Below are 12,564 nucleotides of genomic sequence, written 5' to 3' on the forward strand. Positions count from 1 at the left end.
CTGGTTCGGTCCGTGCGGTTGGTTTTTTTCTCCGCCGGGGGGGGGGGGGGGGGGGGGGCCCCCCCCCCCCACGACGGGTGTCAGCGCCTCATCCGCCCGGCGGGGGAGGGGCGCTGGAGTCCCGTACGACCAGCTCCACGGGCAGCGTCGTGTCCCCGGCCGGTTCCCCGTCCAGGACCGCCATCAGCGCCCGCATCCCCTCCGCCCCGACCGCCTGCGCGGGCAGCGTCACGGTGGTCAGCTCCGGCTCGACCGCCGTGGCCAGCGCCAGGTCGTCGACGCCGGTCACCGACACGTCCTCCGGCACCCGCAGCCCCAGCCGCCGGGCGGCCTTGCACGCGCCCGCCGCGAGGATGTCGTCGTCGCACATCAGCGCCGTGGGCCGGGGCCCCGGGCCGGTGAGCGCCCGCAGCGCCGCCTGCCGCCCCTCCTCCACGCCCAGCGCCGCGCGCTCGGTGTGCAGCACGGTGCCGGGCACCGCGCGCACCGCCCCGGCCAGGGCCCGGGCGCGCACCCGGAAGGTCCAGGAGCCCACCGCCGCCGCCACATGGACGATCCGGCGGTGTCCGAGTCCCAGCAGATGCTCCGCCGCCCGCCGCATGCCGTCGCCGATGTCCAGGTTGACGGTGGCGGCGGCGGCCGGGTCGTCGGGGTCGCTGTCGAGCATCACCAGCGGCAGCCCGCCCCCGCGCACCGCGGCCAGCGCGTCGGCGGCCATCGAGGAGGCGATCACGCCGTCCAGCGAGGCCCGCGCGGAGTCGAAGGGGTCCCGGGCCGGGCCGACGCCCTCGGGGGACGGGTAGAGGACCACGCCGAAGCCGTGGTCGGCGGCGACCCGGGCGGCGCCGGTGTACACGTGCGCGAAGAACTCGTTGGTCAGGGCCGGGACGACGAGCAGCACGGTCCGGGTGCGGCCCAGCCGCAGGCTGCGCGCCGCGAGGTTGGGCCGGTAGCCCAGCTCGCGCGCCGCGGCCCGCACGGCGTCCGCGGTGCGCTCCGAGACCCGTCCGCGCCACTTGTCGCCGAGCACGAGGGAGACGGTCGCCTGGGACACCCCGGCGCGCCGCGCCACGTCCCGGCTGGTGACCCGCGCCGCGGACGGTCCGGTCCCCTGTGCGGTCCCGTGTGCCACCCTTCGCCTCCGCTCCGTCCGTCCCCGCTGTCCGCCCGCCACGGGTGGACCCGGGGCAGGCCGCCATGGTACGTATAACGTCGCGTCGTTATACGTAAAACTCGATCCATCACCCACCAGGAGGGGCAGTCATGGCCGCCGGTTACGGGGAACTGCTGCGCACCCGCCACGCGGCACGGCTGCTCACCGGCACGCTGATCGGCCGGCTCCCGAACGCCACCGCCGCGCTCGCCGTGGTGCTCTTCGCCCGCTCCGAGGGCGGGAGCTACGCGCTCGCCGGGGCGCTCTCGGCCGTCTACGGCGTGGCCAACGCCATCGGGCAGCCCCTGCTGGGGCGGGCGGTGGACCGCTGGGGCCAGCCGGTCGTGATGCTCCCGGCCGCCGTGGTGTCCGCGCTCGGGATGACGCTGTTCGCCGTCGTGGGCCTCGATCCGCTGCCGGTGGCGTACGTCGCCATGCTGCTCGCGGGCCTGTTCACGCCCCCGCTGGAGGGCGGGCTGCGGGCCCTGTGGCCGGACGTCCTGCGCCGCGGGGACCAGGTGCACGCGGCGTACGCGCTGGACGCCGTGGCCCAGGAGGTGATGTTCGCCGTCGGCCCGCTGCTGGTCACCCTCCTGGTCGCCGGTTGGTCCGAGGCGGCCGCGCTGCTGGTCATCAACGCGGCCGGGGTCCTGGGCGCGCTGTCCGTCGTGGTGTCCCCGCCGTCCCGGCGGTGGCGCTCCGCGCCGCGCGAGGCGCACTGGCTGGGCGCGCTGCGCTCCTCCGGGATGCTGGTGCTGCTCGGCTCGTTCTTCTTCGTCGGGACCGCGCTCGGCGCGATCGCGGTGGCCGCCGTCGCGTACGCCGACGAGCACGGCGGCGGCATGGTCTCCAGCTATCTGCTCTCCGCGCTCGGCGCGGGCGCGCTGGTCGGCGGCGTGGTCTACGGGGCCCGCCCGTGGGCCGGCCCGCCCGAGCGGCGGCTGCGGCTGCTGGTGGCCGCCCTGGCGCTCGGCTATGTGCCGCTCGTCCTGGTGCCGGGCGTCCCCGCGATGACGGCCCTCGCGGGCGTGGCGGGGGTGTTCCTGGCCCCGGCGCTCGCGTGTGCCTTCGTCGTCATCGACCGGCACGCCCCGGCGGGGACGGTCACCGAGGCGTTCTCCTGGCTCGTGACCACCTTCGTGGTGGGCAGTTCGGTCGGCACGGCGGCCGCCGGCCCCGCCGTGCAGCTGGGCGGCGCGGGCCTCGGGTTCGTCGTCCCGGGGGCCGCCGGAGCGGCCGCCCTGGCCGTCCTGCTGGCCGCCCGGAGGCACCTGAAGGAGGCGCCGGGGCGAACGCCGGATGACCTTCGTCCGGAAAATGATCGGAGCCATGCCGCCGAACCCGGTTTCAGAGCAGGCCATCAGGCGTAATGTTCAGGCATGGACCGCCGCATTTTCGGGCTGGAGAACGAGTACGGCGTCACGTGCACATTCAGGGGACAGCGCCGGTTGTCTCCTGACGAAGTGGCGCGGTACCTCTTCCGCCGTGTCGTCTCGTGGGGCCGTAGCAGCAATGTCTTTTTGCGCAACGGTGCCCGCCTCTATCTCGACGTGGGTTCGCACCCGGAATACGCCACACCCGAGTGCGACAACGTGACCGAGCTGGTCACCCACGACAAGGCCGGCGAGCGCATTCTCGAAGGGCTGCTCGTCGACGCCGAGCGCCGCCTGCACGAGGAGGGAATCGCGGGCGACGTCTATCTCTTCAAGAACAACACCGACTCGGCGGGCAACTCCTACGGCTGCCACGAGAACTATCTGGTGGCCCGGCACGGGGAGTTCTCCCGGCTCGCCGACATTCTCATCCCGTTCCTGGTGACGCGGCAGCTGCTGTGCGGGGCGGGCAAGGTGCTGCAGACCCCGCGTGGCGCGGTCTACTGCGTCAGCCAGCGCGCCGAGCACATCTGGGAGGGCGTCAGCTCGGCGACGACCCGCTCCCGGCCGATCATCAACACCCGCGACGAGCCGCACGCCGACGCCGAGCGCTACCGGCGGCTGCACGTCATCGTGGGCGACTCCAACATGTCCGAGACCACGATGCTGCTCAAGGTCGGCGCCACCGACCTGGTGCTCCGCATGATCGAGGCGGGCACCGTGATGCGCGACCTGACCCTGGAGAACCCGATCCGGGCGATCCGCGAGGTCAGCCACGACATCACCGGGCAGCGCAAGGTGCGGCTCGCCAGCGGGCGCGAGGCGTCCGCCCTGGAGGTGCAGCAGGAGTACTACGAGAAGGCCGTCGACTTCTGCGAGCGCCGGGGCATCCGCACCGGCACCGTCGAGCGGGTGCTGGAGCTGTGGGGCCGCACCCTGGAGGCGATCCGCACCGAGGAGCTGGACCGGATCTCCACCGAGATCGACTGGGTGATGAAGTACCAGCTCATCGAGCGGTACCGGGCGAAGAACAACATCACCATGTCCCATCCGCGGATCGCCCAGATGGACCTCGCCTACCACGACATCCACCGCCGCCGGGGGCTGTACTACCTGCTGGAGAAGCGCGGTCAGGCGGCCCGGGTGTGCAACGACCTGAAGATCTTCGAGGGCAAGTCGGTGCCCCCGCAGACCACCCGCGCCCGACTGCGCGGTGACTTCATCCGCCGCGCCCAGGAGCAGCGCCGGGACTTCACCGTGGACTGGGTGCACCTCAAGCTCAATGACCAGGCACAGCGCACCGTGCTGTGCAAGGACCCGTTCCGTTCGGTCGACGACCGGGTGGAGAAGCTCATCGCCGGTATGTAGACGGTCGCCTGAGTCGGCGTACGGCTTATGTATGACGCGGGCCCCGTGCGTTTCTCGGACGGGGCCCGCGTCACGCCGTAAAGTGGCGCGCATTGGCCATCGCAAGATCTACCTAACGAGGACTCCGTGCGCCGACGCTCCGTACTCCTTGCCGTGCCCGCGGGCCTGCTCACGCTCGCGGGTTGCGGTGACGACAAGTCAGGATCCGACAAGGCCAAGCCTTCCCAGGAGCCGACCGGGCCCTCACCGGCACCCAGCGGGAAGATCGTGAGCGGGCCGGTTCCGGAGATCACCGGCGGCAAGGAGTTCGGCGAGAAGCCGAAGGTCGCCAAGGGCAGCGGGAAGCCGTCCTCCGATCTCGCCGTCAAGACCGTGATCAAGGGAGATGGGCGGAAGACGGCCAAGGGCGACTACGTCCAGGTGCACTACCTCGCCCAGATCTGGAACAGCGGCAAGGTCGTGGACAACACCTACGACAAGAAGCAGACGGCCGCGTTCCCGATCGGCAAGGGCCAGGTGCTCCCGGGCTGGGACCAGGGGCTGGTGGGCCGCACCGTCGGCAGCCGGCTGGAACTGGCCGTCCCGCCCGCGTACGCGTACGGCAAGCAGGGCCAGCCGCAGGCGGGCATCAAGGGCACGGACACCCTGGTCTTCGTCATCGACCTCAAGGGCGCCTTCGACGCCAAGAGCTCCGCCAAGGGCAAGAAGGTGGCGCAGAGCAACATCGACCTGCCCAAGGTGACCGACAACACCGACGGCAAGGCGCCCACCATCACCGTCCCCAAGAAGGACGCGCCGAAGAAGCTCGTCTCCGAGTACGTCATCGAGGGCGACGGCCCCGAGGTCACGGCCAAGGACGCGCTGCTGGTGCAGTACAAGGGCGTGCTGTGGGACGGCGGCAAGGAGTTCGACTCCACCTACAAGCGGGGCGAGCTGGCCCAGTTCTCCCTGCAGCAGGTCGTCAAGGGCTGGTCGCAGGGGCTCACGGGCAAGAAGGCCGGCAGCCGGGTGCTGATCGTCGTACCCCCGGACCTGGGCTACGGGAAGAAGGCCCAGAAGGGCATCCCGGCCAACTCCACCCTGGTCTTCACCGTCGACATCCTGGCCGTTCTGTAGGGTGTGCGGGTTGCCCACAACGTAACGAGGAGCAATTTCGTGAGCATCGACAAGCCCGAGGTCGACTTCCCGGGCGGCGAGCCGCCGGCGGACCTGGAGATCAAGGACATCTGGGAGGGCGACGGGCCCGCCGCCAAGGCCGGCGACAACATCGCCGTCCACTACGTGGGCGTGGCCTTCTCCACCGGTGAGGAGTTCGACGCGAGCTACAACCGCGGCACCCCGCTGCGCATCCAGCTCGGTGTCGGCCAGGTCATCTCCGGCTGGGACCAGGGCCTGCAGGGCATGAAGGTCGGCGGTCGCCGCCAGCTGATCATCCCGCCGCACCTGGCCTACGGCGACCGTGGCGCCGGCGGCGGCCGGATCAAGCCGGGCGAGTCGCTGATCTTCGTGTGTGACCTGGTCTCCGTCTGAGACCCCACGTACTGGGTCAAAGCTGGGGGTCCCCGCCTGTGGGCGGGGACCCCCAGCTTTTGCGGTGCGTGTCCGGAGCGGTACGGTCACGGTCGTAAGGTCAAGAAGAAAGGGCGTCGATGGCGATTGCCAAGGCCGAGCGGCTGATGAATCTGGCGCTGTGCCTGCTGGGAACCCGGCGTCCGCTGACCAAACGGGAGTTGCGGGGCTCCATAGAGGCGTACCTGGAGGGGACGAGCGGGCCCACCGCCGCGGGGGACGAGGCGTTCAACCGCATGTTCGAGCGCGACAAGGACGATCTGCGCGAACTCGGCCTGGTCATCGAGACGGTGGAGGGCCTGGACGGCGAAGTCGGCTACCTCGCCCGCCGGGACAGCAACCGCCTCCCCCCGATCACCCTGGACGCCGAGGAGGCCGCCGCCCTCGGCCTGGCGGCCAAGGTCTGGCAGCAGGCCCGGCTCGCGGGCGCCGCGAGCGGCGCGCTGCAGAAGCTGCGCGCCGCCGGGATGCCGGTCGCCGAGGACCCGTACGACACCCAGCCGCAGAGCGCGCTGCAGCCGCACATCCCGGTCCACGAGGCCGCGTTCGAGCCGCTGATGCTCGCCTGCCGCGACCGCCGCCCGGTCGTCTTCGACTACCGCAAGTCCAACGCCGCGCGCCCCGAGCAGCGCCAGGTCGAGCCCTGGACGCTGGAGTGCTGGCGCGGCCACTGGTACCTCGCCGGATGGGACCGCGGGCGGTCCGCCGAGCGCGTCTTCCGGCTCTCCCGGATCACCGGCCGGGTGCGGCTGCGCTCCGGCGCGTACACCGCCGAGGTGCCCGACCACTCCACCGTGCGGGAGACCGTGGAGAGCTGGGCGGGGGAGACCGCCACCGGCACCGCCCGGATCAGGGTGCGGGCCGGGCACGGCTATCCGCTGCGCGCGAAGGCGCTCACCACCCGCGCCGGGGACGACGGCTGGGACGAGCTGGAGATCCCGTACGGACACGGGCTGGACGCCTGGCTCGTGGAATTCGGCCCGGACGTGGTCGTACTGGCGCCCGACGAGTTGCGGGCGGATGTCGTCGAGCGGCTGCGCGCCGTGGCCAAGGGCTGAGGGGACGGAACGACTTCATCATGGCCGGAAACGCCATTGACCAGACCCGCCGGATGCTGTCCTTGGTGACGTATCTGCGGGAGCGCCCCGGGGCCCGTGTCGCCGAGGTCGCCCGCGCCTTCGGCATCAGCGAGGACGAGCTGATCGCCGACCTCGATGTGCTGCCGCTGTGCGGCACCAGCTTCCGCGGCGGCGACCTGCTGGACATCGACACCGACGGCGAGCGCATCTGGTGGCACAACCCCGACGACGTCGCCGAGCCGCTGCGGCTGGCCGCCGACGAGGCCACCGCGCTGCTCGTCGCCGCCCGCGCGGTCGCCACCCTGCCCGGGCTGCGCGAGAGCGACCGGGAGGCGCTGCTGCGGGCCACCGCCAAGCTGGAGGCCGCGGCGGGCGAGGTGGCGGGCGCCAGCTCCCGGCTCTCGGTCACCTTCGAGTCCGAGGGCGGCGTCTTCGCCGACGTCGACCGGGCCATCTCCGAGCGCCGCAGGCTGTGGCTGCGCTACTACTCGCCCGCGCGCGACGAGGTCACCGAGCGCGAGGTCGACCCGATCCGGCTGTTCGCCGTCGGCCACACCTATATGGAGGCCTGGTGCCGGCTGTCGGAGGCCCGGCGCACCTTCCGGCTCGACCGGGTCGTGGAGATCAAGCTGCTGGACGAGGCGTCCGACCCGCCCCCCATCGAGCTGCGCGACCTCTCCGATCCGTCCACCGGGCTGGTGCAGACCGGTGCCGAGGACCCGGAGGTGGTCGTCGAGGTCGGCCCGGGCGGGCGCTGGGTCGCCGAGTACTACCCGCACGACAGCGCGGAGGAGCTGCCCGACGGGGCCCTGCGGATCACGCTGCGCGCCCCCGACCCCGGCAGCTTGCGCCGGCTGGCGCTGCGGCTCGGCAGGGACGGCCGGATCGTCGCGCCGCAGGAGCTCGCGGACAGCGCCCGGGACGCGGCGCGGCAAGCGCTTGCGGCCTACGGTGAGTGACGGCTTCGGTGAGTGACGGCTCGCGGTGAGTGAAGGGACGCACACAGTGACCGCTGGGGGGAATCCCACCTCGGTGATCTTCAAGGCAGCCTGCCCGGAGTGCCGGGGCCGGTTCGAGCTGGCCGCCGGGGCGCTGCGGCTGGCGATCGGGGCCAGTGACCGCACCACCTTCTACTCCTTCACCTGTCCCGACTGCGGCAGCGCGGTGCGCAAGCCCGCGGGGGAGCGGATCGTGGAGCTGCTCACCGGCGGCGGGGTGCGCACCCTGCGGCTGCACTCGACCGTCTGACGGCGGGCCGACCGCCGGCCGTGCGCCGCTTACGGCCCCGATAGGGTCGTTCCATGCTCTGGCCGATGCTCGCCCTCGCCCTCGCCTCCTGCGGAATCGCCGTCCTCGCCGTGCTCTCGTTGCGGGTCTACGCCGAGGTGCGCAGACTGGCCCGGCAGGTGTCGGACAGCTCCGCCCGGATCACCCGGGCCGCCGAGGACCTGGAGCGGGCCACGGAACCGCTGAGTGCGCAGGTGGGAGCGGTGCGCCGGGACGGTGGCGGTGTGCGCGGCCACTGATCGACGGCGCCCTGCTGCATCACAGGCAAGCGGGGTACGCTGGCTGGTCGTGGCCCTGGAATCGAGGCGGAGGGCCGCAACCAGGCGTCTGCATGGGGATTGCCCTGCATTTACCCCTGCGCGCTACGATCGCTGACAGCACGGCTGCCGGACTTTTGTCCGAACGGTCGGCAGCCCCACCCCCCAGCCGCCTCGGTGAGAAGGTAGACGAATATGTTCGGAAGGCTCGGCGCTACCGAGATCATCCTCATCCTGATCATTGTTCTGCTGCTGTTCGGTGCGAAGAAGCTCCCCGACATGGCGCGCTCGCTGGGTAAGTCGGCCCGCATCCTCAAGAGCGAGGCCAAGGCGATGAAGTCGGAAGGCAAGCAGGACCAGGACGCCCCGGCGGACCCGCCGCACCCCGGCCAGGACCAGGGCGCGCACCGCACCATCCAGGCCGCCCCGGGCGATGTCTCCAGCTCCCGTCCGGTAGCCGAACCGAGCGACACCACCAAGCGCTGACCCAGGGCCACTTGCAGGCGGCGCCGACGGCCGCCGTCCGACGCACGAGATGAGGACGTGGGTTGCTCAAGTCTGCCCGCAACAAGAAGGAGAAGGACCCTGAGGGGCGGATGCCCCTCGCGGACCACTTGCGCGAGTTGCGCAACCGATTGATGAAATCGGTCCTGGCGATCTGCGTGATCACGATCGTCGCGATGTTCTTCTACAAGGACATCGTCGACTTCCTGATGAAACCGGTCCTGGATTCCGTCGGCTGCCCGGGCGGCGCCCGGCTGTCCCAGCTGGCCAACAACGACGCCAAGAAGCAGTGCGCCTACTTCACCGTGAACGGTCTGCTGTCGCCGTTCACGATCATGCTGAAGGTCTCCTTCACCACCGGTCTGGTCCTCGCCACCCCGGTCTGGCTGTACCAGCTGTGGGCGTTCCTCGCGCCCGGTCTGCACCGCAACGAGAAGAAGTACGGACTCTTCTTCGTGGGCCTCGGAGTGCCGCTTTTCGTCGGCGGCGCCTTCTTCGCCTACAAGATCCTGCCGACCAGCGCCAAGGTCCTGCTCGACTTCACGCCCGGCGGGGCCAACAACCTGCTCCCGCTGGACGACTTCCTCGATCTGCTCGCCCGCATGATCGTCGTCTTCGGTCTGGCGTTCGAGCTCCCGCTGCTGCTGATCCTGCTGAACTTCACCGGCATCCTCAGCGGCCGCCGGATGCTCGGCTGGTGGCGGGCCATGATCATGGGCATCACGGTCTTCGGCGCCGTTGCCACCCCCAGCACCGACCCGATCGGCATGTTCGCCCTCGCCGGACCGGTCACCGTGCTCTACTTCGGCGCGGTCGCCGTCGCCCTCGTCAACGACCGTCGCCGGGCGCGCCGCCGGGCCGCCGACCCCGACTTCGGCCTGAGCGACGACGAGGCGTCGAGCCTGGATCTGGTGCCGGAGGCCATCGAGGAGACCGAGCGCGTCGGCGCGGGCGAGCTGACGGCCGGTGACGAGCCCGCGCGGCGCAACGGGTACGACGACGTCACGTAGGCCCTGTCCGGCGGATGACCGGGGCCGCCCTCCCGGGCCCCGGATCCCCATCCCGCCGTAAAGATCGCGTGCGTTGTCGGAGGTGGCCGGTAGTCTCGTACATACGATGACCGACGAGCTGACTCCCGCCGAGCGCTATGCGGCGGCCCGCGTCCGGGCCGCCGAGCAGGCCACCGCGCTGGCCCCCTTCCGCGAGATGTACGCCTTCGCCCTGGACCCGTTCCAGATCGAGGCGTGCCAGGCCCTCGAGGCCGGCAAGGGCGTGCTGGTCGCCGCCCCCACCGGCTCGGGCAAGACCATCGTGGGCGAGTTCGCCGTCCACCTGGCGCTGACCCAGGGCCGCAAATGCTTCTACACCACGCCCATCAAGGCGCTGTCGAACCAGAAGTACGCCGACCTCGTCAAGCGCTACGGCGCCGACAAGGTCGGCCTGCTCACCGGCGACAACAGCGTCAATTCCGATGCCCCGGTGGTCGTCATGACCACCGAGGTGCTGCGCAACATGCTCTATGCGGGCTCCCAGTCGCTGGTCGGCCTCGGCTATGTGGTGATGGACGAGGTGCACTACCTCTCCGACCGCTTCCGCGGCGCCGTCTGGGAAGAGGTCATCATCCACCTCCCCGCGTCGGTGACGCTCGTCTCACTGTCCGCGACGGTCTCCAACGCCGAGGAGTTCGGCGACTGGCTGGACACCGTCCGCGGCGACACCGAGGTGATCGTCTCCGAGCACCGCCCGGTGCCGCTGTGGCAGCACGTGCTGGCCGGGCGCCGGATGTACGACCTCTTCGAGGAGAAGAGCGGGCAGGACGGTGACCAGTCCGGCCGCCGCGAGGTCAATCCCGACCTCGTCCGGCTGGCCCGGATGGAGAACAGCCGCCCCGGCTTCGGCCGCGACAAGCGCCGGGGGCGGAACAATATGCGGGAAGCCGACCGGGAGCGCGAGCGCCGTCAGCGCAGCCGTATCTGGACCCCGGGCAGGGCCGAGGTCATCGACCGGCTCGACGCCGAGGGGCTGTTGCCCGCCATCACCTTCATCTTCAGCCGGGCGGGCTGCGAATCGGCCGTCCAGCAGTGTCTGTACGCGGGCCTGCGGCTCAACGACGACGCGGCGCGCGCCCAGGTGCGGGCGATAGTCGAGGAGCGCACCGCGGGCATCCCCGACGAAGACCTCCACGTCCTGGGGTATTTCGAGTGGCTGGAGGGCCTGGAGCGGGGCATCGCGGCCCATCACGCCGGAATGCTCCCCACCTTCAAGGAGGTCGTCGAGGAGCTGTTCGTCCGCGGCCTGGTCAAGGCGGTCTTCGCCACCGAGACCCTGGCGCTGGGCATCAACATGCCCGCCCGCTCGGTGGTGTTGGAGAAGCTCGTCAAGTGGAACGGCGAGCAGCACGCCGACATCACCCCCGGCGAATACACCCAGTTGACCGGGCGGGCCGGGCGGCGCGGCATCGACGTCGAGGGCCACGCGGTGGTGCTGTGGCAGCGCGCCATGGACCCGGCCGCCCTCGCGGGCCTGGCCGGCACGCGCACGTATCCGCTGCGCTCGTCCTTCAAGCCCTCGTACAACATGGCGGTCAACCTGGTCTCCCAGTTCGGCCGGCACCGCTCGCGGGAGCTGCTGGAGACCTCCTTCGCCCAGTTCCAGGCCGACAAGGCGGTCGTCGGGATCTCCCGTCAGGTGCAGCGCAACGAGGAGGGCCTCGAGGGCTACCGCGCCTCCATGACCTGCCACCTCGGCGACTTCGACGAGTACGCGCGGCTGCGCCGCGAGCTGAAGGACCGTGAGACCGAGCTGGCCCGGCAGGGCGCCGCGCAGCGGCGCGCGGCCGCCGCGGTGGCGCTGGAGAAGCTCCGCCCTGGCGATGTCATCCACGTGCCCACCGGCAAGTTCGCCGGGCTCGCCCTGGTGCTGGACCCGGGGCTGGCCGCCGGGCGGGCGGACCGCCACCGCGGTTTCGAGCACCACGACGGGCCGCGCCCGCTGGTGCTCACCGCCGAGCGCCAGGTCAAGCGGCTGGCCTCGATCGACTTCCCGGTGCCGGTCGAGCCGCTGGACCGGATGCGGATCCCCAAGTCGTTCAACCCGCGCAGCCCGCAGTCCCGCCGGGACCTGGCCTCCGCGCTGCGCACCAAGGCCGGTCACCACGATGCGCGGCGGCACCGCAAGGAGCGCTCGCGCGCGGCCGACGACACCGAGATTGCCCGGCTGCGCGCCGCGATCCGCGCCCACCCCTGTCACGGCTGCTCCGACCGCGAGGACCACGCCCGCTGGGGCGAGCGCTACCACCGCCTGCTGCGCGACACCCGCCAGCTGGAGCGGCGCATCGAGGGGCGTACGAACACCATCGCCCGCACCTTCGACCGGATCTGCGCCCTGCTGTCGGAGCTGGACTATCTGCGCGGTGACGAGGTCACGGACGTCGGCAGGCGGCTGGCCCGGCTCTACGGTGAGCTGGACCTGCTGGCCAGCGAATGCCTCCGGGAAGGCGTGTGGGAGGGGCTGAAGCCCGCCGAGCTGGCGGCGTGCGCCTCGGCGCTGGTGTACGAGTCCCGGGCGGCGGACGACGCGTTGCCGCCCAAGCTCCCCACCGGCCCCGCCAAGGAGGCGCTGGGCGAGATGGTCCGTATCTGGGGCCGGTTGGACGCCCTGGAGGAGGACCACAGGATCAACCAGGCGGAGGGGGTCGGCCAGCGCGAGCCGGACCTGGGCTTCGCCTGGGCCGCCTACCGCTGGGCGTCCGGCCACGGTCTCGACGAGCTGCTGCGGGAAGTGGACATGCCCGCCGGTGACTTCGTGCGCTGGTGCAAGCAGCTGATCGACGTGCTGGGCCAGATCGCGGCGGCGGCCCCGGACGGCACGGTGGCGCGCAGCGCCCGCAAGGCGGTCGACGGGCTGCTGCGCGGGGTCGTGGCGTACTCCTCCGTCGGCTGAGGCGGAGCGCGAGGGCCGGATCACGAGGGGCG

12 protein-coding genes are annotated in these 12,564 nt (G+C 71.6%); 11 read left to right on the forward strand and 1 reads right to left on the reverse strand.

Features of this window, described 5'->3' with window-relative positions:
- Nucleotides 1-88: 88 nt before the first annotated feature.
- Complete coding sequence (locus ABZ562_RS17035; protein WP_361479505.1) at nucleotides 89-1,132, reverse strand: LacI family DNA-binding transcriptional regulator; 1,044 nt, start codon at nucleotides 1,130-1,132, stop codon at nucleotides 89-91.
- A gap of 131 nt (nucleotides 1,133-1,263) precedes the next feature.
- Between ABZ562_RS17035 and ABZ562_RS17040 the strand changes: the two genes are divergently transcribed.
- The 11 genes from ABZ562_RS17040 to ABZ562_RS17090 all read left to right on the forward strand — a co-directional run bounded on the left by ABZ562_RS17040 (nucleotide 1,264) and on the right by ABZ562_RS17090 (nucleotide 12,532).
- Entirely contained in the window at nucleotides 1,264-2,523 is a 1,260-nt protein-coding gene (locus ABZ562_RS17040; protein WP_361479508.1) for an MFS transporter, read from the forward strand.
- 9 nt (nucleotides 2,524-2,532) lie between these two features.
- Nucleotides 2,533-3,894, forward strand: a complete 1,362-nt coding sequence (gene pafA, locus ABZ562_RS17045; protein WP_361479511.1) for a Pup--protein ligase — start codon at nucleotides 2,533-2,535, stop codon at nucleotides 3,892-3,894.
- A 126-nt stretch (nucleotides 3,895-4,020) separates the two neighbouring features.
- Nucleotides 4,021-5,010, forward strand: coding sequence for an FKBP-type peptidyl-prolyl cis-trans isomerase (locus tag ABZ562_RS17050; RefSeq protein WP_361479514.1), 990 nt, complete (start codon nucleotides 4,021-4,023; stop codon nucleotides 5,008-5,010).
- A gap of 39 nt (nucleotides 5,011-5,049) precedes the next feature.
- Complete coding sequence (locus ABZ562_RS17055) at nucleotides 5,050-5,424, forward strand: FKBP-type peptidyl-prolyl cis-trans isomerase (RefSeq protein WP_055553411.1); 375 nt, start codon at nucleotides 5,050-5,052, stop codon at nucleotides 5,422-5,424.
- A 119-nt stretch (nucleotides 5,425-5,543) separates the two neighbouring features.
- Nucleotides 5,544-6,521, forward strand: a complete 978-nt coding sequence (locus tag ABZ562_RS17060) for a WYL domain-containing protein (RefSeq protein ID WP_361479517.1) — start codon at nucleotides 5,544-5,546, stop codon at nucleotides 6,519-6,521.
- Between the two features lie 20 nt (nucleotides 6,522-6,541).
- The gene (locus ABZ562_RS17065) at nucleotides 6,542-7,501 is read left to right on the forward strand and encodes a WYL domain-containing protein (protein ID WP_361479520.1); all 960 of its coding nucleotides are present in this window, start codon (nucleotides 6,542-6,544) and stop codon (nucleotides 7,499-7,501) included.
- A 25-nt stretch (nucleotides 7,502-7,526) separates the two neighbouring features.
- Complete coding sequence (locus tag ABZ562_RS17070) at nucleotides 7,527-7,790, forward strand: hypothetical protein (protein ID WP_055553417.1); 264 nt, start codon at nucleotides 7,527-7,529, stop codon at nucleotides 7,788-7,790.
- A 53-nt stretch (nucleotides 7,791-7,843) separates the two neighbouring features.
- Complete coding sequence (locus tag ABZ562_RS17075) at nucleotides 7,844-8,068, forward strand: hypothetical protein (protein WP_361479523.1); 225 nt, start codon at nucleotides 7,844-7,846, stop codon at nucleotides 8,066-8,068.
- 213 nt (nucleotides 8,069-8,281) lie between these two features.
- The gene (tatA, locus tag ABZ562_RS17080; RefSeq protein ID WP_361479526.1) at nucleotides 8,282-8,572 is read left to right on the forward strand and encodes a Sec-independent protein translocase subunit TatA; all 291 of its coding nucleotides are present in this window, start codon (nucleotides 8,282-8,284) and stop codon (nucleotides 8,570-8,572) included.
- Nucleotides 8,573-8,634: 62 nt separating this feature from the next.
- Nucleotides 8,635-9,600 (forward strand): twin-arginine translocase subunit TatC, encoded by a 966-nt coding sequence (gene tatC, locus ABZ562_RS17085; RefSeq protein ID WP_361479529.1) that lies wholly within the window; start codon nucleotides 8,635-8,637, stop codon nucleotides 9,598-9,600.
- A 106-nt stretch (nucleotides 9,601-9,706) separates the two neighbouring features.
- Entirely contained in the window at nucleotides 9,707-12,532 is a 2,826-nt protein-coding gene (locus tag ABZ562_RS17090) for a DEAD/DEAH box helicase (protein ID WP_361479531.1), read from the forward strand.
- Nucleotides 12,533-12,564 lie beyond the last annotated feature (32 nt).

The organism is Streptomyces sp. NPDC019937 (assembly GCF_040631655.1).
GTDB lineage: Bacteria > Actinomycetota > Actinomycetes > Streptomycetales > Streptomycetaceae > Streptomyces.